At 71.6% G+C, this 18,630-nt stretch carries 20 protein-coding genes; 8 read left to right on the forward strand and 12 right to left on the reverse strand.

Annotated features, from left to right (window positions below):
* Positions 1–17: 17 nt before the first annotated feature.
* The 5 genes from IE325_RS16815 to IE325_RS16835 all read right to left on the reverse strand — a co-directional run bounded on the left by IE325_RS16815 (position 18) and on the right by IE325_RS16835 (position 4,242).
* Entirely contained in the window at positions 18–680 is a 663-nt protein-coding gene (locus tag IE325_RS16815) for a response regulator transcription factor (RefSeq protein ID WP_190070709.1), read from the reverse strand.
* Positions 677–1,924, reverse strand: coding sequence for a sensor histidine kinase (locus IE325_RS16820; protein ID WP_190070710.1), 1,248 nt, complete (start codon positions 1,922–1,924; stop codon positions 677–679). The genes IE325_RS16815 and IE325_RS16820 overlap by 4 nt, the downstream gene beginning before the upstream one ends.
* Positions 1,921–2,895, reverse strand: coding sequence for a hypothetical protein (locus IE325_RS16825; RefSeq protein WP_190070711.1), 975 nt, complete (start codon positions 2,893–2,895; stop codon positions 1,921–1,923). The genes IE325_RS16820 and IE325_RS16825 overlap by 4 nt, the downstream gene beginning before the upstream one ends.
* Positions 2,896–2,975: 80 nt before the next feature.
* Positions 2,976–3,446: a GNAT family N-acetyltransferase gene (locus IE325_RS16830; protein WP_190070837.1), complete on the reverse strand. Its 471-nt coding sequence runs from the start codon at positions 3,444–3,446 to the stop codon at positions 2,976–2,978.
* A gap of 22 nt (positions 3,447–3,468) precedes the next feature.
* The gene (locus IE325_RS16835; protein ID WP_030956770.1) at positions 3,469–4,242 is read right to left on the reverse strand and encodes an IclR family transcriptional regulator; all 774 of its coding nucleotides are present in this window, start codon (positions 4,240–4,242) and stop codon (positions 3,469–3,471) included.
* 132 nt (positions 4,243–4,374) lie between these two features.
* On the opposite strand from IE325_RS16835, the gene IE325_RS16840 reads away from it, so the two are divergent.
* A complete protein-coding gene (locus tag IE325_RS16840) occupies positions 4,375–5,904 on the forward strand; it encodes an aldehyde dehydrogenase (NADP(+)) (RefSeq protein WP_190070712.1) in 1,530 nt (509 codons plus the stop codon).
* 135 nt (positions 5,905–6,039) lie between these two features.
* On the forward strand, positions 6,040–6,648 hold the full coding sequence (locus tag IE325_RS16845) for a DUF1349 domain-containing protein (protein ID WP_190070713.1): 609 nt from the start codon (positions 6,040–6,042) through the stop codon (positions 6,646–6,648).
* Here the strand turns inward: IE325_RS16845 and IE325_RS16850 are convergent.
* Positions 6,608–7,996 (reverse strand): MFS transporter, encoded by a 1,389-nt coding sequence (locus tag IE325_RS16850; protein WP_229911839.1) that lies wholly within the window; start codon positions 7,994–7,996, stop codon positions 6,608–6,610. The genes IE325_RS16845 and IE325_RS16850 overlap by 41 nt on opposite strands.
* A gap of 70 nt (positions 7,997–8,066) precedes the next feature.
* On the opposite strand from IE325_RS16850, the gene IE325_RS16855 reads away from it, so the two are divergent.
* The 6 genes from IE325_RS16855 (at position 8,067) to IE325_RS16880 (ending at position 13,218) form a co-directional block, all read left to right on the forward strand.
* Positions 8,067–9,062: a GlxA family transcriptional regulator gene (locus tag IE325_RS16855; protein WP_190070715.1), complete on the forward strand. Its 996-nt coding sequence runs from the start codon at positions 8,067–8,069 to the stop codon at positions 9,060–9,062.
* The gene (locus IE325_RS16860; protein ID WP_190070716.1) at positions 9,059–9,562 is read left to right on the forward strand and encodes a GNAT family N-acetyltransferase; all 504 of its coding nucleotides are present in this window, start codon (positions 9,059–9,061) and stop codon (positions 9,560–9,562) included. Before IE325_RS16855 ends, IE325_RS16860 begins: the two co-directional genes overlap by 4 nt.
* Positions 9,563–9,637: 75 nt before the next feature.
* Positions 9,638–10,354, forward strand: a complete 717-nt coding sequence (locus tag IE325_RS16865; protein WP_190070717.1) for a DsbA family oxidoreductase — start codon at positions 9,638–9,640, stop codon at positions 10,352–10,354.
* Between the two features lie 95 nt (positions 10,355–10,449).
* Entirely contained in the window at positions 10,450–11,499 is a 1,050-nt protein-coding gene (locus IE325_RS16870) for an aminotransferase class V-fold PLP-dependent enzyme (RefSeq protein WP_229911840.1), read from the forward strand.
* 60 nt (positions 11,500–11,559) lie between these two features.
* Positions 11,560–12,165: an RNA polymerase sigma factor gene (locus IE325_RS16875; RefSeq protein WP_190070719.1), complete on the forward strand. Its 606-nt coding sequence runs from the start codon at positions 11,560–11,562 to the stop codon at positions 12,163–12,165.
* A 48-nt stretch (positions 12,166–12,213) separates the two neighbouring features.
* Complete coding sequence (locus tag IE325_RS16880) at positions 12,214–13,218, forward strand: maleylpyruvate isomerase family mycothiol-dependent enzyme (RefSeq protein WP_190070720.1); 1,005 nt, start codon at positions 12,214–12,216, stop codon at positions 13,216–13,218.
* Between the two features lie 12 nt (positions 13,219–13,230).
* Here IE325_RS16880 and thpD read toward each other — a convergent pair whose 3' ends face one another.
* The 6 genes from thpD to IE325_RS16910 form a co-directional block, all read right to left on the reverse strand.
* A complete protein-coding gene (thpD, locus tag IE325_RS16885) occupies positions 13,231–14,127 on the reverse strand; it encodes an ectoine hydroxylase (protein WP_190070721.1) in 897 nt (298 codons plus the stop codon).
* A 7-nt stretch (positions 14,128–14,134) separates the two neighbouring features.
* A complete protein-coding gene (locus tag IE325_RS16890; protein ID WP_190070722.1) occupies positions 14,135–14,539 on the reverse strand; it encodes an ectoine synthase in 405 nt (134 codons plus the stop codon).
* A 48-nt stretch (positions 14,540–14,587) separates the two neighbouring features.
* Entirely contained in the window at positions 14,588–15,859 is a 1,272-nt protein-coding gene (gene ectB / locus IE325_RS16895; RefSeq protein WP_190070723.1) for a diaminobutyrate--2-oxoglutarate transaminase, read from the reverse strand.
* Positions 15,860–15,890: 31 nt separating this feature from the next.
* The gene (ectA, locus tag IE325_RS16900; RefSeq protein ID WP_190070724.1) at positions 15,891–16,397 is read right to left on the reverse strand and encodes a diaminobutyrate acetyltransferase; all 507 of its coding nucleotides are present in this window, start codon (positions 16,395–16,397) and stop codon (positions 15,891–15,893) included.
* A 306-nt stretch (positions 16,398–16,703) separates the two neighbouring features.
* Positions 16,704–17,231: a DinB family protein gene (locus IE325_RS16905; RefSeq protein WP_190070725.1), complete on the reverse strand. Its 528-nt coding sequence runs from the start codon at positions 17,229–17,231 to the stop codon at positions 16,704–16,706.
* A gap of 280 nt (positions 17,232–17,511) precedes the next feature.
* Complete coding sequence (locus IE325_RS16910; protein ID WP_190070726.1) at positions 17,512–18,612, reverse strand: pyridoxal-phosphate-dependent aminotransferase family protein; 1,101 nt, start codon at positions 18,610–18,612, stop codon at positions 17,512–17,514.
* Positions 18,613–18,630 lie beyond the last annotated feature (18 nt).

An 18,630-nucleotide genomic window follows, 5' to 3' on the forward strand; every position in this document is an offset into this window, starting at 1 on the left:
CCTTGCGGCCCGATTTCTCATCGCGCGTTCATGAAGCCCGCCTCGTACGCGGCGATCACCGCCTGGGTGCGGTCCCGGGTCCCGGTCTTCGCCAGGACGGCCGCCACATGCGACTTCACGGTGGCCGGACCGACATCCATCCGCCGGGCGATCTCCGCGTTCGTCAGGCCCCGCGCCATCAGCCGCAGCACATCGCTCTCCCTGGCCGTGAGCCGCGCCACCCAGGGCGGCGGCGTGAGGTACGCGCGCGCGTGCTCGGCCGCGAGGGCCCGTACGGCCGACGGGAACAGCAGGGTGTCGGTGCGCGACACCAGCCGTACCGCCTGCACGAGCGCGTCGGCCTCCGCCCGCTTCAGCAGGAACCCGGCGGCTCCGGCGCGCAGGGCGTCGTACACATAGGAGTCGTTCTCGAAGGTGGTGACGACCACGATCCGGGGCGGGTCGGTGAGCGTGGCGAGGATCTGCTCGGTGGCCCGGATGCCGTCGATCTCCGGCATCCGGACGTCCATGAGGACGACGTCGGGCCGCCGCTCCCGCACCACCGACACCGCCTCGGCCCCCGTCGAGGCCTCGCCGACCACCTCAAGGTCCGGCTCGACGGAGAGGATCGCGCGCAGGGCGGTGCGCACCATGCGCTCGTCGTCGGCGAGGACGATCCGGACGGTCGGGCTGGTCGTCATGCGGGTCCCTTCATGGGCAGTCGTACGTGCAGCCGCCACGTCCCCCGCGCGGGCCCGGCCTCGGTCGTGCCGCCCAGCAGCCGGGCCCTGTCGGCGATGCCGCGCAGGCCATGACCGCCACCGGGGCGGCAGGCGGGGGCCCGCTCCAGGGGGTTCTCGACGGTGATCTCCAGATGGTCCACGGCGAGCTCGACCCGCAGGGACACGGCCGTCCGCTCACCGGCGTGCTTGAGGGCATTGCTGAGCCCCTCCTGAACGATGCGGTAGGCCTCCCGGGACAGCACGGGCGGCAGCGCCTCCGGGTCGATGCCGACCTCGGCCGTCACCCGGAGCCCGCACGCGCGTGTGCGCCGCAGCAGCCCGGCGAGGTCGGCGGCGAGGGTGGGCGCCGGGGCCGTACCGGGTGCGTCGCCGTCCCTCAACACGCCCAGTACGGCGTCGAGTTCACCGACCGTGCGGCGCGTCGTGTCCTCGATCGCGGCGAGCGCCTCGCGGACGAACTCCGGGTCGCTGTCGAGGACCCGGCGGGCCGCGCTCGCCTGGAGGGTGACGGCGCTGAGGGCATGGCCCACGGAGTCGTGCAGCTCGCGCGCCAGCCGGTTGCGCACGGCGAGGTCCGCGGCCCGCGCCTCGGCCGCCGCGAGCCGGTCCTCCGGCGTCGGCCCGAGCAACGCGGGCGCCCAGCGGGCGAGCAGCGTCCCCGAGACGGCCGCGCACACGGCGAGCCCCAGCATCGTCGCCACGCCCGCGATCGGCGCCAGCGCCACCACCCAGGTGTGGTCGAGCGCTTCGGGCAGCTCGGCCCCGCCCAGCCACACCAGCAGCGGCAGCGAGGTCAGGAACCCGGCGAACGGCGGCACCGCCAGCGACATCCCGGAGATGATCCCGCCGAACCCGAGATGCAGCGTGAACCAGGCCGCCGCCCGCCCCTTCGCCGCCCACGTCCGAGCGGGGCCGTGCGCCAGCCGCTCCGCCTCGACGCCGCACAGCGCCCGCACGGCCCCCGACTCCAGCGGCCGGGTCAGCGGGAACACGGCAGCGGTGACGGCGGCCAGCGGCAACCCCACGGCGAAGGAGAGGAGTTGCAGGGGCAGGTCGTTGAAGACGTACCGGGAGTCCATGGCGGGGCCCACCACCAGCTGGCCCACGAAGACGTACGGCATGGCGAGCGCGCCGCCGAGGATCAGATGGATCCAGCGCAGCCGCGCCCGCCGGCCGAACAACGGACGGACGAAGTCGTTCACGCCGTACGACACTTCGCCCTCGCCGAGCGCTCCGCGAGGAAGTGGACGCCGAGGCCGGCGACGAGGATGCCGACGATCATCTGGTCAGCGTAGGCGAGGTTCATCAGCGGTGTCGGACGGTCGGCGACGTCGTCCACGCCGAGCGAGGCCAGCGACAGCCAGCCGCCCCAGCAGGCGACGGCGGCCGAGCCGACCCAGGCGAGGGCGAGCGGCACCAGGACGGGCAGGGCGCGCCCGCGACGGAAGGCGAGCTGCCAGGCACCCATGACGGTGGCGGCGAGGAAGACGACGTACATGGCCTCCAGGACCCGGAAGTCGGCGCCCGGGTCCTCGGTGAGCCCTGCCGTGCCGCCGCAGGCCCACAGCAGGTGCACGGTGAGCGGAAACAGCGCGAGGACCCCGGCTGCGACCGCGGTCGCCCGCTGCGCCGGGCCGAGGACACCGACCGGCAACTCCCACACCCGCCCCCGCCACAGCTGCGCCCACCGGTCCCGGGCGTACAGCGCGAACAGCGCCCCCAGGGCGAGCCCCTGCACGATGAACCCGCTGTACACGACGCCGAACACCCACTCGTCCAGGAACGGCTCACCCGCCGGGCCGCGGTGGCCGCCCCCGCCGAACGCCCGCACCACGAGCTGGAGCGGGAACCCGGCCATGATCGGCGCGAGCAGCCCGGTCGCCACCCAGGCCGGGAGGACCAGCAGCCACGCCGGCACCCGCAGCCCCCACGGCCGGGTCAGCACCAGCGCGAGCACGATGACCGCGCTGTCCAGCAGCACGGACAGACCGTTGGCCACCGCCATGGTCGCCCGGTGCTCCAGCAGCGAGCTGCCGTCCGGGATCCCGAGGTGACTCCCGGCGATCCAGGCGGCCTTGAGCCCGAGATACGGCACACAGGAGACGATCGCGACGGCCCGCAGCACCCGACGCGGGTGGCTCAGCAGGACAGGGCCGGAGAGTGTCTGCGTCATGCGTCCACGCTCCCGCGCGGCGGCCGGGGCGCACCTCCTGCGCGACGGTGATCCGTCTCCGCCGCGCGGGGGAGGCCCGCTCAGCCCTCCAGGGCCAGGACCAGCTCGTCGATCTCCTCGCCGCGCGCGTTCGCGAAGCCACGCGCCTGCGCGGTCACCCGGAAGCCGCACTTGCGCAGCACCCGCAGCGAGCCCTCGTTGTCCGCCGCCGCCCGTGCGTACAGCGGGCGTTCGGGCACCTCGGCGAGCAGTCCCCGCAGGGCGGCGGTGGCGACACCGCGGCCCCAGTAGGCGCGGTCGACCCAGTAGGTGACCTCGCGCTCGCCCGGCTCCCCGTACACCGCCGCACTGCCCACCACGTCACCGTCGGCGAGGATCGTGCGATGGACGGCCGACGAGGCCAGGATCCGCTTCCAGTGCGCGTCGAAGGCGTCCCGGTCGGCCGGGTCCTTGGGGGTGAAAGCCGCCATGCGCAGGGCCACGGGGTCGTTCATCTGCCGGTAGAAGGCCGGGAGATCGCTGGCGTGAACCGCGCGCAGTTCCACATGCATTTCTCTGGCGTCATCCATGGAGTCAGAGCCTACGGGTGGCCAGTGTCAGCCGGTCACGCGCGTCGAACAGTGCGTCCTTCACCATCTGTTCGTGCGCCGGCGTCAGCCGGGCCACCGGCACCGAGCAGCTGATCGCGTCGCGGGCCGGAGTGCGGTACGGGATCGCCACACCGAAGCAGCGCAGGCCCAGGGTGTTCTCCTCGCGGTCCACGGCGAAGCCCTGCTCACGGACCTGGTGGAGCTCCTCGATGAGCTTCTCCCGGTCGGTGATCGTGTTCTCGGTCAGCGCGGGCAGCGTCTCCGGGAGCATCTTGCGGACCTGTTCGTCCGAGTACGTGCTCAGCAGCGCCTTGCCCAGCGACGTCGAGTGCGCGGGCAGGCGGCGGCCGACCCGGGTGAAGGGGCGCAGATAGTGCTGGGACTGGCGGGTGGCGAGGTAGACGACGTTCGTGCCGTCGAGACGCGCCAGGTGGATGGTCTCCGTGGTGTCGTCGGACAGCCGGTCCAGGGTCGGCCGGGCCGCCGCGACCACCTCGTCGCCGTCGATGTACGACGTGCCGACGAGGAGCGCCCGTACGCCGATGCCGTACCGCGTGCCCGTCGCGTCGGTCTCCACCCAGCCCAGCTCGACCAGAGTGCGCAGCAACATATAGAGGCTGGACTTCGGATATCCGACGGCCTCCTGGACCGCCGCGAGGGAGTGCATGCCGGGGCGCCCGGCGAAGTATTCGAGCAGTTCAACCGTCCGTACCGCGGACTTGACCTGCGCTCCGCCGCCCGTCTCGCCTGCCGACATCGCCCTTGACCCCTTCGTTCGACGGGAAATAGTCTCCGACAGCGTATTCATCATCAGAGACAGTGTTCAGCATATCGAACACACCTGGTGGATGACCCAGTACTGCGCAAAACATGTGTGGAGGGACCCGCGGTGGCAGCAGCACCAGTCTGGAGTGTCGACCCCCGAACCGGGAAGCAGCGTGAACAGGTTGCGGTGGAGGCCACAGCCCAGGAGGTGGACGAAGCCGTCCGCGCCGCGCACGAGGCGCGCCCGTCGCTGGCCGACCGTACCGTCCGCGCGGCCTTCCTGCGCACCGCCGCCGACCGGCTCCAGGGCGCCAAGGACCACCTTGTGGAGGCCGCCGACGCCGAGACCGCGCTCGGCCCGGTCCGCCTCACCGGCGAGCTCGCCCGCACCTGCTACCAGCTGAGGGCGTTCGCGGACATCGTCGACGAGGGCGCCTTCCTGGACGTCGTCATCAACCACCCCGACGACACCGCGACCCCGCCGATCCCGGACCTGCGCCGCTACAAGGTGCCGCTCGGCGTCGTCGCCGTCTACTCGGCGTCCAACTTCCCCTTCGCCTTCTCCGTCGCCGGCGGCGACACCGCGAGCGCGCTCGCCGCGGGCTGCCCCGTCGTCGTCAAGGCCCACCCCGACCACCCGGCCCTGTCGGAACTGGTCGCCAAGGTGCTGCGTACGGCCGCCGCCGAGCACGGCATCCCGGCCGGTGTCGTCGGCCTGGTGCACGGCTTCGAGGCCGGCATCGAACTGATCAAGCACCCGCTGGTCACGGCTGCGGGCTTCACCGGTTCGGTACGAGGGGGCCGCGCCCTCTTCGACGCGGCCGCCGCCCGCCCGGTCCCGATCCCCTTCCACGGCGAACTGGGCTCCCTGAACCCCGTCGTGATCACCGAGGCCGCGGCTGCCGAGCGGGCCGAGGCCATCGGCACCGGGCTCGCGGGCTCCATGACGCTGGGCGTCGGCCAGTTCTGTGTGAAGCCGGGGCTTGTCCTGGTGCCGTCCGGTGCCGCCGGTGACGGCCTGGTCAAGTCCTTGACGGACGCCGTCAGCGACACCGACTCGGGCGTTCTGCTGGACCACCGCATGCGGGACAACTTCATCGCCGGGGTCGCCGAGCGCGGCGAGCTGGCGGACGTGGAGTCCCCGGTGACACCGGGAGCGGGCGGTGAGCACACCGTGAGCGCCGGGTTCCTCACGGTCGGCGCCGAGAAGCTGGCGAGCGAGGGGGCGTACGACCTGCTCCTGGAGGAGTGCTTCGGGCCGGTGACGGTGGTGGTGCGCTATGACGACGACGACCAGGCGCGGGCCGTGCTGTCCCGGCTGCCGGGGAATCTCACGGCGACGGTTCACCTGTCGGCTTCGGAGGCCGCCGGTGAGGGGCGTGGCGCGGAGATCCTCGCGGAGCTGACGCCGCTGGCCGGTCGTGTGCTGGTCAATGGGTGGCCTACGGGGGTTGCTGTGGCGCCGGCCCAGCATCACGGTGGGCCCTACCCGGCTACGACCTCGACGTCCACGTCGGTGGGCGGGACGGCGATTGAGCGGTGGATGCGGCCGGTTGCCTATCAGGGGGCGCCGGAGGCGTTGCTGCCGGTTGAGCTGCGGGATGAGAACGTGCTGGGGCTGCCGCGTCGGTTCAACGGGCGGCTGGAGCGATAGCGCCGTAGGGGTTGCGGGGGATTGCCGGCCGCGGGTTCATCGTGGCTTGTCGCGCAGTTCCCCGCGCCCCTTGGGGCGTTGCAGATCCCGGCGCCCAGAGGATGGGCGCGCTTGTTCTACTGAGACACTGTGGCGATGGACGTGCAACTTCCCGAACTGCCCTTCCCCCTCCGTACCTACGGCCCCGACGGGCACTGGCTCTACGAGGACGGCATCCTCTCCGGCTGGGCCGGGTCCCGGCAGGATCGTTTCGTGCCGCCGACCGGCGAGGGGCTCGACCCCGCCTCCGACGCGCCGCGACTGCTGGGAGCGCCCGAGGGCGACTTCCAGCTGATCGCGCGGGTCACCGTCGGGTTCGCCGCCGCCTTCGACGCGGGGGTGCTCTACGTCCATGTCGGGGAGCGGGCCTGGGCGAAGCTGTGTCTGGAGTACTCGCCGGATGTGCCGACCGTGTGCACGGTGGTCACCCGTGGGCACTCCGATGACGCCAACTCCTTCTCGGTGGAGGGCAGTTCGGTCTGGCTGCGGGTGAGCAGGACCGGGCGGGCCTTCGCCTTCCACGCCTCCCGGGACGGTGAGCGCTGGACCTTCGTCCGGCTGTTCACGCTGGGGGACGAGAAGGAGACCGACGCCGCCCTGGTCGGCTTCATGACGCAGTCGCCGATGGGGGAGGGGTGTGTCGTGACGTACGACCACCTGGAGTTCAGGCCCGACTGGCCGAAGGACCTGCGAGACGGAAGCTGAGTGCGAACGTCAGCGTGAGCAGGGCCGCGCTGATGAGCAGGCTCAGCCGCATGCCCCCGACGAACCCGTCGGAGACCAGCGCCCCGAAGACGGCGATGCCCAGACCGCCGGACACCTGGCGTGCCGCGTTGAGCACACCGGCCGCCAGGCCCGCCCGCTCGGCCGGTACGGCGTCCATCATCGCCGCGGTGAGCGGCGGCACCGTCAGCGCGCAGCCCAGGGCCATGGGGACGAGGAGCACGGCCACCAGCGACGAGGGTGTGCCGGCGTCGACGTACAGGAGCAGGAGCAGCCCCGCGACGGCCAGGGCCTGTCCCACCAGCATGGGCAGCCGGGGACCGTACCGGCCGGCGAGCTTGCCCGCCACGACGTTCGTCACCGCGATCAGCCCGGTCATCGGCAGGAACAGCAGCCCGGCGTACAGCGGGGAACGGTCCTGCACCTGCTGGAAGAAGAGCGAGAAGACGAACACCAGGCTGTAGAAGGCGACGCTGACCGCGGCTCCCGCCGCGACCGTCGCCGTCACTGTCCGGTCGCGGAAGAGGTCGAGGGGGACGACCGGATGCGGTCCGCGTGCCTCGATCCGGAAGAACGCCACGGCCGCCACCACGGCCACCGCCAGCGCCGCCCAGCCCGCCGTCCCGCCCTCGATCACCGCGAAGGCCAGGGCCGTGAGCGCCACCACCGCGGTCAGCTGGCCCGGCAGATCGAGCGGTGCCGGACGGCGCGGTGAGCGCGGGGTCCGGATCAGGAGCAGCAGGATCATGATGCCCACCGGCACATTGACGAAGAAGATCCCCCGCCAGTCCCAGGCCGTGGTCAGCGCGCCGCCCGCCACCGGACCGAGCGCCACCGCGACCGAACCGCCCGCCGCCCACAGCGCCACCGCGCGGGCCCGTCGGGCCGGATCGTCGTACGCCTGCCGCACCAGGGCGAGCGACGCCGGGAGCACGGCGGCCGCCGCCACGCCCTGCACCACCCGCGCACCGATCAGCGTCGGCAGATTCGGCGCCAGACCGCAGGCCACCGAGGCGAGCGTGAACACGACGGTGCCGAGCGCGTAGGCCCGGCTCGCGCCCGCCCGGTCCGCGAACGCCCCGGTCGACAGCATCAGCGCGGCGAAGGCCAGGGTGTACGCGTCCACCACCCACTGGATGCCGGACATACCGCTGTCCAGCGTGGAGCCGATCGCGGGCAGCGCCACGTTCACCACGGAGGCGTCGAGGCAGATCAGCGCGAAGCCGAGGAGGGCGGCGGTCACGGTGAGCGCGGGGGAGGGCCTGGTGGGGCCCAACTCGCGGACAGGCGCGGCGAGTTCGGGCTTCTCCAGGGGCGGGTTCGTCGACATGGCTCCATGCTGCGGATCTCCGCAGCCGTAGAGTAGTGGCCGCAATGCCATGTACCCGGAGGTTCTGGCCATGTCCCAGTCGAGCGTGCCGCACCGCATCGCCGTCATCGCACCCTCGCCCGTGTCGATGTTCAACCTCGCCATCCCGGAGATGCTCTTCGGCAAGGTCGTCAGGGACGGGCTGCCGGGGTACGAGGTGGTCGTCTGCGCGGCCGAGCCGGGGCCCGTGCCCACCTCCGGCGGCCTCGACCTGTATGTACGGCACGGCCTCGACGCCGTGCGGGACGCCGACACGGTGATCGTGGCGGGCACCGGGGCGCCGTACGAGCCGGAGGCGCGGATCGTGGCCGCCGTCCGGGAGGCGGCGGCCGCCGGCAAGCGCATCGCGTCGCTGTGCACCGGCGCCTTCCAACTGGCCGAGGCGGGCCTGCTCCAGGGGCGCCGGGCCACCACCTACTGGGCGCACGCCGCGGAACTGCGCAGGCGGTACCCGCAGATCGACCTGCGCGGAGACGTGCTCTACGTGCAGGACGGCCCGTATCTGACCGCGTCCGGCTACGCCGCCGGCATCGACCTGTGCCTGCACATCATCCGCACCGACTATGGCGCCGCCGTCGCCAACGAGGTCGCCCGCGGTGCCCTCGTCGCACCCGTACGGCCCGGCGGCCAGACCCAGTTCACCCAGACCCCGCTGCCGCCCGAGCGCGGCACCGCCTGCGCCGACACCCGCGGCTGGGCCATGCGCAACCTCGACAAGCCGCTCACCCTCACCGACCTGGCCCGCCACGCCGGCGTCAGCGTCCGCACCCTGACCCGCCGGTTCCACGCCGAGAGCGGGGTGAGCCCGCTGCAGTGGCTGCTCCACCAGCGCATCGAGCGGGCCAAGGAACTGCTGGAGACCACCGCCCTGCCCATGGACCAGCTGGCCCGCGCCTGCGGCCTGGGCACGGCCGATTCGCTGCGCGGGCATCTGGTCCGCCGTACGGGGTTGACGCCGAGCGCCTACCGGGCGCAGTTCAGCCGGCTCGGAACCGGGGCGTCCGAGGTCACGTCCTCCGTTGCATGATCAGTGACCGAGCGACCACGAGTCGTGTGATCCGCACCGTGCTGCCCGCCGAGGCCGAGGACATCGCCGCTCTGCACGCGCGGGCCCGGGCGACGTACTACCCCGACGGGCTGCCGCAGGACGGCACCGACTGGACCGCCGCCTGGCAGGAGGCCATCGCCCGGCCGGACGGGCATGTGCTGTGCGTGGTGGAGGAGGGGCGGATCGTCGGGCTGGCGTCCTTCCGTACGCCCGAGGGTGCCGCCGTCGACACGGTCAAGCTGTTCCAGTTCCATGTCGACCCCGAGCACTGGCGCCGCGGTGTCGGTACGGCGCTGCACGCGGCCTGTCTGGAGGAGTGGCGGGCCGACGGCAAGCGCACCGCCGTGCTCGACGTGCATGTGGACAACCGGCGCGCCCAGGCCTTCTACGCCGGCCGGGGATGGCTGCCCGACCCCGAGAACCCGCCCGCCGAGGGCGATCACCATCTGTATCTGAGGTTCTCCGTGACCGGGGAATGAAGCCCGCTGCTTGAACGTTCACCCACTCGGCGGAGGGTGTCTCCGTATCCGTTCGAGCTGGAGAGAGCCGAAGACATGCGCGTCGAGATCTGGAGCGACATCGCCTGCCCCTGGTGCTATGTGGGCAAGGCCCGCTTCGAGAAGGCGCTGGAGGCCTTCCCGCACCGCGACCAGGTCGAGGTGGTGCACCGTTCCTTCGAACTGGACCCCGGGCGCGCCAAGGGTGACATCCAGCCCGTGATCACCATGCTCACGAAGAAGTACGGCATGAGCGCCGCGCAGGCCCAGGCCGGTGAGGAGAACCTCGGCGCGCAGGCCGCCGCGGAGGGGCTCGCGTACCGCACCCAGGGCCGCGACCACGGCAACACCTTCGACATGCACCGGCTGCTGCACCTCGCCAAGGAGCAGGGCCGGCAGGACGCGCTGATCCAGGCCCTGTACAAGGCGAACTTCGCCGAGGAGCGGTCCCTGTTCTCCGAGGGCGACGAGCGGCTCGTGGAGCTGGCCGTGGCCGCCGGGCTCGACGCCGACGACGCCCGCAAGGTCCTCGCCGACCCCGACGCCTACGCCGACGACGTCCGAGCCGACGAGCGTGAGGCCGCCCAGCTCGGGGCCAACGGCGTGCCCTTCTTCGTCCTCGACCGCAAGTACGGCGTCTCCGGCGCCCAGCCCGCAGAGGTCTTCGAGCAGGCCCTGACACAGGCCTGGGGCGAGCGGTCGCCGCTTCAGCTCATCGACCAGGGTGACGCGGACGCGTGCGGCCCCGACGGGTGCGCGGTGCCGCAGAACTAAAAGCGCAGGTGACGGCGGATCTATAAGGACTGCTTGGCGAAACCACGCAGAAATAGTCAATGGACTATCAGTTCTCCCGGGCCCAGAGTGGAGCCATGGAGACCTTCGAGAGCCTCGTCCGTACCGAGTTCGCGCCGAAGAACACCTACCTGAACACGGCCAGTACCGGCCTGGTACCGGCCCGCACCGTCGCCGCCATGCGGACCGCCGTGGAGGCCGCGGCCGTCGGACGGCCGACCGACATGTTCGCCGACGTAGAGGCGAGCCGCGCCTCCTTCGCGCGGCTCGTCGGCGTGCCCGGGCACCGGGTGGCGGCCGGGGCCTCCGTCGCCGTCTACAGCGGCCTGATCGCCGCCTCCCTCCCGTCGGGCGCCGAAGTCCTCACCGCCGAGGGCGACTTCAGCTCCGTCGTGAACCCCTTCCACGTCCGCTCCGACCTCAAGGTGCGCACCGTGCCGCTGGAGCGGGTCGCCGAGTCGGTGCGGCCCGGCACCGCCCTGGTCGCGGTCAGCGCCGCGCAGTCCGCCGACGGCCGGGTCGCCGACCTGCCCGCGATCCGTGAGGCGGCCCGCGAACACGGCACACGTACGTACATCGACGCGTCCCAGGCCACCGGATGGCTGGACTTCGACGCGGACGCCTACGACTACTCCGCCTCCGTCGCCTTCAAGTGGCTCGTCTGCCCACGGGGCGTGGCCTTCCTGGTCGTCCCGGAGGACCTCGGCGGACTCACCCCGCTCTTCGCCGGCTGGGTCGCGGGGGAACACCCCTGGGACGCCTGCTACGGCCCCATCGACGAACTCGCCGACTCCGCACGGCGGTTCGACGAGAGCCCCGCCCTCTTCTCCTACGCCGGCGCCCGCCGCTCCCTCGAACTGCTGGAGGAACTGGGCGTGGACGCCGTACGCGCCCATGACCTCGCCCTCGCCGACCGCTTCCGCGCGGGCCTCGCCTCCCTCGGCCACGAGCCCGTCCCGTCGCCCGGCTCGCCGATCGTCTCCGTGCCCGGACTCGGCCACCGCCAGGCCGGGCTGAGCAGCGCCGGAGTCGAGGTCTCCGACCGCGCGGGCAACCTCCGCGCGGCCTTCCACCTCTACAACACGCCCGCCGACGTCGACCGCCTCCTCGACGTCCTCTCCGCCTGAACCGACCCGAACCGACCCGAACCACTGGCGCGGGACCAGCCGGGACGCTAGGAAGGGCACGTGGAGTCCACGGGTGTCACCTCCGCACCGCCGCCTGCCGACGCGGAGGTGCACCGGCGGCTGGTGTACGGCGACGAGTCCGCGCTGGCCGAGGTGTACACGGCGTACGGCGGGCTGGTGCGGCGGGTCGCCGTGCGTGTCACCCGCTCCCCGGTCGCCGCCGAGGACGTGGCGCAGGAGGTCTTCGCCCACCTGTGGAGCCGGCCGTACACCTTCGACGCGCGCCGCGGCTCGCTGCGCACCTGGCTGTCCGTGCTCGCCCACCGGCGGGCCGTGGACTGGGTGCGCAGCGAGGCCAGGCACCGCAAGGACGCCGGCGCCGACGACTCGGCGCTCCAGGCCATCCCCGACGCCGGCCCCGGCCCCGACGAGACGGTCGTGGACCGCGAACGCTCCCTCCTCCTGCACTCCGCCCTCGCCGAACTCCCGCAGCCACAGCGCGAGGTCGTGCACCTCGCCTACTTCGCCGGCCGCACCTACCGGCAGGCCGCAGTGGAACTGGGCATACCGGAGGGCACCGCCAAGACCCGGCTGCGCAGCGCCCTGCGCTCCTTGGCGGAAACTTTGGCCGACCCGCCGGACCCGGCGCTCGAAAGGGGCGCATGATGGCGAGAGGGGTACCCGTAGGGAACGGGCACGGAGAGGAGGCGCGCGATGACCGACGACGAGCACGAAGCCGTACGTGACCTGCTGGCCGCGTGGGCCTTCGGCGCCCTCGACCCGGCCGAGGAGGAGACCCTGGCCCCGCACCTGGCCGAGTGCGAGAGCTGCGCGGCCCAGGCGGCACGGCTGCGGGAGACGGTACGCCTGCTGGACGGGCCGGAGCCGAGCGCTCCCGCCGGGCGGAACAACGGCGCGCTCTCCCTCGCCCTGCGCGCCCGCCCCACCGGCCCTCGCGTCGCCGCGCACGCCGCCCCCTACGCCGCCGCGGTCGCCGGGCTCAAGGCACTGCTGCCCGAGCTGGAAGGCCGCTGGACCACGCCGGTCGTGCACGACTGGGACGCGCACGCCACCGTCGCCCACCTCCTCGCCGCCGACGAGCACCTGGCTGGCGAGCTCGGCGTCGACGCGCGTGTGCCGCCCTCGCGGATCGAGGAGGGCACGCACTGGGAGGACGCCTGGAACCGCCGCAGCGCCGATGTCATCGCCCATGAGCACGGCCGTACTCCCGAGGAGACCGTGGCCGACTGGGCCGCGCAGGCCGACGCGCTGCTCGCCACCGCTCAGGCCCACGATCCGGAACTCGCCGCGCGGGCCGTGACGCTGATGGGGATGCGGCTGCCCGTCGCCGACCACTTCCTGGTGCGCGGCTTCGAGACCTGGATCCACACCGACGACCTCGGCCGCGCCCTGGGCCTCGCCGTCCCGCCGCCACCGCCGGAGCACCTGGAGCGGCTGGTCCGCCTCGCCGTGCGCGTCCTCGGACTGGCCCTCGGACCCACCGCGCCCCCGGTGCTGTTCTCGGTCACCGGGGACGAGGAATGGGTGCTGGGCTCCGCGGACGAGCCCGTACAGGCCGAACTCACCCTTGATCCGTACGACTTCTGCCTGCTGGTCGGCGGACGGTACGCCCCGGAGACGGTGCCCAGGGGACAGAACGGCGACGCGGCCGCCGTACGGAACGTACTGGAGCGGGCCGCGTCGCTGTCCTGGCTCTGACCGGTTACCTCGTTACCTCACCGGGGTGAAGTCCCGGGCGCCGATGAACTCCGGCCGCCGTACCGGAGCCGAGAAGGGCTCCACGGCCGTGTTCTCCACGCTGTTGAACACGATGAACACATTGCTGCGCGGGAACGGCGTGATGTTGTCGCCGGAGCCGTGCATGCAGTTGCAGTCGAACCAGGTCGCCGAACCGGCCTTGCCCGTGAAGAGCTTGATGCCGTACTCGGAGGCCATCCGCGTCAGCGCCTCGTCGGACGGCGTGCCCGCGTCCTGCATCTGCAGGGACTTCTTGTAGTTGTCCTTCGGCGTGGCTCCCGCGCACCCGAGGAAGGTGCGGTGCGAGCCGGGCATGATCATCAGCCCGCCGTTGGTGTCGTAGTTCTCGGTCAGCGCGATCGAGACGGACACCGTCCGCATGTTCGGCAGACCGTCCTCGGCGTGCCAGGTCTCGAAGTCCGAGTGCCAGTAGAAGCCGCTCGCCCCGAAGCCCGGCTTGACGTTGATCCGCGACTGGTGGACGTACACGTCCGAGCCGAGGATCTGCCGGGCCCGGCCGACGACCCGCTCGTCGCGCACGAGCTTCGCGAACACCTCGCTGATGCGGTGCACCTCGAAGACGGAGCGGATCTCCTTGGACTTCGGCTCGACGATGGAGCGTTCGTCCATACGGATCGCCGGGTCGTTGACGAGGCGCTCCAGCTCCTGGTGGTAGACCGCGACCTCGTCGGCGCCGATCAGCTGGTCGATGGCGAGGAAGCCGTCACGCTCGAAGGACGACAGTTCACCGGCCGCGATCGGGCCCGGTGTGCCGGGGGAGCCCCAGACGACGGGGTCCTGGCGCGGGGTCGACACCTCGGTGGCGCCGCGGCTGGGGTAGAGATCGGTGACGGGAGACGTTGTCGTCATGGGGTTCTCACACCTCCTCGGGCTCGGTGAGCAGCGGGTACACGCCGTTCTCGTCGTGGTCCTCCCGGCCGGTCACGGGCGGGTTGAAGACACAGATGCAGCGGAAGTCCTTCTTGACCCGCAGCGTGTGCCTCTCGTGCCCGTCCAGGAGGTACATGGTCCCGGACGTGATCACATGCGTCCGCCCGGTCTCGTGGTCGGTCAGCTCGGCCTCGCCCTCGACGCAGACGACGGCCTCGATGTGGTTCGCGTACCACATCGACGTCTCCGTACCCGCGTACAGGATCGTCTCGTGCAGGGAGAAGCCGACCTTCTCCTTGGCGAGGACGATGCGCTTGCTCTCCCAGGTGCCGGACGCCGATTTCACATGGCGGTCGGTGCCTTCGATGTCCTTGAACGAACGGACGATCACGGTGCTGCGATGCCTCCTAGGTGGGGTTTTCTCGGTACGCGACCGCGCTCAGGCGGTCTCGGTGACGGCCCGGGCGAGGACGCGGAGCCCTTCGTCCAGCTCGTCGGGGGTGATGGTCAGGGCGGGGAGCAGCTTGAGGACCTCGCTCTCCGGGCCGGACGTCTCCACCAGGAGCCCGAGCTCGAAGGCGCGCTGCGCGGCGCGCCCGGCCCGCTCCTTGTCGTGGAACTCCATGCCCCACACCAGGCCGCGGCCCCGGTACTCCTTGACGTCGGCGGGGTTCTCCTCGCAGATGGCGATCAGCCCCTGCTCGACCTGCTCGCCGCGCGCCCGGGTCTGCTTCTCCATCGCCGAGCCGTCGGCCCAGTACGACTCCAGGGCGGCGGTGGCGGTGACGAAGGCGGGGTTGTTGCCGCGGAAGGTGCCGTTGTGCTCGCCCGGCTCCCAGATGTCCAGCTCGGGCTTGAACAGGCACAGCGACATGGGCAGTCCGTAGCCGCTGATGGACTTGGAGACGGTGACGATGTCCGGGGTGATGCCCGACTCCTCGAAGGAGAAGAAGGCCCCTGTCCGCCCGCACCCCATCTGGATGTCGTCCACGATGAGCAGCATGTCCTGCCGCTCGCACAGCTCGGCGAGCGCACGCAGCCACGCGGGACGCGCGACGTTGATGCCGCCCTCGCCCTGCACGGTCTCCACGATCACGGCGGCCGGCTTGTTGAGCCCGGACCCCTGGTCCTCCAGGAGCCGCTCGAACCACAGGAAGTCCGGGACGGTGCCGTCGAAGTAGTTGTCGAACGGCATCGGCGTGCCGTGCACCAGCGGGATGCCGGCGCCGGCCCGCTTGAAGGCGTTGCCGGTGACGGCGAGCGAGCCCAGCGACATCCCGTGGAAGGCGTTGGTGAACGACACGATGGCCTCGCGCCCCTTCACCTTCCGGGCCAGCTTGAGCGCCGACTCGACGGCGTTGGTGCCCGTCGGGCCCGGGAACATGACCTTGTACGGCAGGTCGCGCGGCCGCAGCACCAGGTCCTGGAAGGTCTGCAGGAAGGCCCGCTTGGCGCTGGTCGACATGTCGAGCCCGTGCGTGACGCCGTCACGCTCCAGGTAGTCGATCAACGCCCGTTTCAGGACCGGGTTGTTGTGCCCGTAGTTCAGCGAGCCCGCGCCGGCGAAGAAGTCCAGGTACTCGTGGCCGTCCTCGTCGTACATACGGCTGCCCCGAGCACGGTCGAAGACGGTGGGCCAGCCGCGGCAGTAGCTGCGCACCTCGGACTCCAGGGTCTCGAAGACGCTGAGGTCGGGCTGGGTGATGGTCACGACGAATCGCTCCTCGTTGCGTGGGGGGAGGTCAGAGGGAGAGGGGACCGATGCGGTACAGGACTTCGGGGTCGTGCGGGCCGTCCGGGAACAGGCTGGTGGGGAACAGCACCTCGCGCTCCAGGGCGGCGCCGTGCCGCTCCGCGAAGGAGCCGAACAGGCGCTCGGAGGCGGTGTTGCCGGGCGTGATGGTGGTCTCGATGCCGGTGACGCCGTACTCGCCGCAGACCCGCGCGGCGAGCCCGTCGAGCAGTGCGGCGGCGATGCCGCGGCCGCGCTGGGCGTCGTCGACGGCGACCTGCCAGACGAGCAGGGTGTGCGGGCGGTCCGGGCGTACGTACCCGGTGATGAAGCCGACCGGCTCCCCGCGCTCGTCACGAGCGACGGCCGACGTGCCGGCGAAGTCGCGGCACCACAGCAGATAGCTGTACGACGAGTTGAGGTCGAGGGCTTCGGAGTCTCTGGCTATCCGCCACAGCGCGGCCCCGTCGGCCACCGCCGGACGGTCGATTTGCAGGTCTGCTTGTGCGGCAGTCATGCGAATTGAATTTACCGAGGGAAAATTGAAATTGCATGGCCGTACGGGGTTACGCGTGGTGGCGCGATGTGTTATCACGCGGGCGTGAGGAGCACTGCGGTGACCTGGTGGTATGCACCTTTCGCCCCGGTAATTTCACGCAAATCGGACGGGATGTGGAACGCATCACAGGGTTGTAACTCTCCTGGAACCTGTCCGAATCAGTCCGATAGGTGTTCGCGGAATTTTTGCGTTTAGGTTCCGGGAAAGCGGGCAGAAGACGATGGGAAGCTGCCCTCGAAAAGAATTTCTGGAATAACCCTGAATTCAGGCTCCGGTAACACCGTCGATACGCTCTCGCAGAATGTCGGCGTGGCCGTTGTGCCGGGCGTACTCCTCGATCATATGAATGAACACCCAGCGCAGACCGACCTCGACCCCGGCCATCGGTCCGTCCGTGATCCGACCCACACTCTCCAGCGTCCGGCCCGCGCACACCTGGCGCCCTCGCTCGATCTCCCGCCGCCAGGTCGTGAGCGCCTCGTCGATGCCGCGCTCGGGGTTGAGCGCGTATCCGGTCTCCTCCTCGTACACCGGCGGCACGTCGAGCCCGCCCGCCACCCGCTGGAACCAGTTCCGCTCACACTCCGCGAGGTGCTGCACCAGGCCGAGCAGGGTCAGCTCCGACGGCTCGGCGGATTCTTGGCGCACCTGTGTGTCGTCCAGGCCCGCGCACTTCAGCTCCAGGGTGGCGCGGTGGAAGTCCAGCCAGCTTTCGAGCATGGGGCGCTCGGGGCCGGTGAGGCGGGGGATGGGGCGGCCGTCGGGGAGGGTGAGGGTGGTGTCGGTGGGCATGTGGGGAGCATGGCAGGGCGGGGGGTTGTGGGCGAGGTGGTTCTTGGTGGAGGGGCCTTTTCTCGCCCCGCCGCCCCTACCCGTCCCATCCTGGGGCTCCGCCCCAGACCCCGCTCCTCAAACGCCGGAGGGGCTGAGTTTCAGCGACCGCCGGAGGGGCTGGGTTTTTCAGCCCGTCCGGCGTTTGAGGACGAGGCCCGTTCAGGGCCGAAGCGGGGGTCCGGGGGCGGCAGCCCCCGGGGACGGGACGGGTAGGGGCGGCGGGGGCGAAAAAACCCCGCTACCGCCAACCCGCCTCCACCACCCCCACCGCCGCCCCCACATCCACACCCATCCCCAGTTCCCCCAACACGGCCCCCAACGCCGCCACACACCCCCGCACGACCCCCACCCCCGCATCCACCCCATAGTGATTGACCCGGATCATCTCCCTGGCCAACCCCCCACCCCCGGCAGCCAGCGGCAACCCCGGCTCGGCAGCCAACACCCGCGCCACCACCTCCGACGCCACCACCCCCGCCGGCACCCGCAGCGTCGTAGCGACCGGAGCCGCCTCGCGGGCATCGTGGACGTACGGCTCAAGACCCCCGCCCAGCGCCACCACCCCGGCCCGCGTCGACGAGGCCGCCGCACGATGGCGGGCCATCACCGCCTCCAGCCCGTCCCCCTCGATCCGCTCCACGCACGCCTCCAGCGCCAGCATCTCCAGCTGCGCGGGCGCATGCGGCAGCGCCGTGCGCCCGCCGTCGATCCACCGCTCCTTCCAGTCCAGCAAGGACAGATACGACCTCCGCGGCGCCGAGGGGTTCGCCGCCATCCGCGCCCACGCCCGCTCGCTCACGGACACCGCCGACACCCCGGCAGGCCCGCCCATCGCCTTCTGCGCCCCGATCACACACAGGTCCACACCCCACGCGTCCGGCAGCACCGGCTCGGCGCCGATCGACGCCACCGCGTCCAGGTAGAACAGCGCCCCGTGCGCCCGCACGACCTCGCCGATCTCCGCGACGGGATTGGTGTTGCCGGTCGCCGCCTCCGCGTGCACCAGCGAGACGAAGTCGATCTCCGGGTGCTCGGCGAAGGCGGCACGGATCTGGTCCGCCGTCACCGCCGTATGGAAGGGCACCGCCAGATCGATCACCGTCGCGCCGCAGTCCCGCAGCCAGTTCCCGAAGGTCTGCCCGTAAGGACCGGTGATCACGTTCAGCGCGGTCGTACCGGGCCCGGCCGTCCCCCGGATCGCCCCCTCCAGCGGCAGCAGCGCCTCACCCTGCATGATCACGACGTCCTGCCGGGTGTCCAGCAGCCGCGCCACCCGGTCCTCGATCGAGGCGAAGCGCGCGGCGGTCAGCGGAGGCAGATCGAGGAACGGGTGGGTCATGGAGAGCGCTCGCATTCT

The organism is Streptomyces lanatus (assembly GCF_014655715.1).
Taxonomy (GTDB): domain Bacteria; phylum Actinomycetota; class Actinomycetes; order Streptomycetales; family Streptomycetaceae; genus Streptomyces; species Streptomyces lanatus.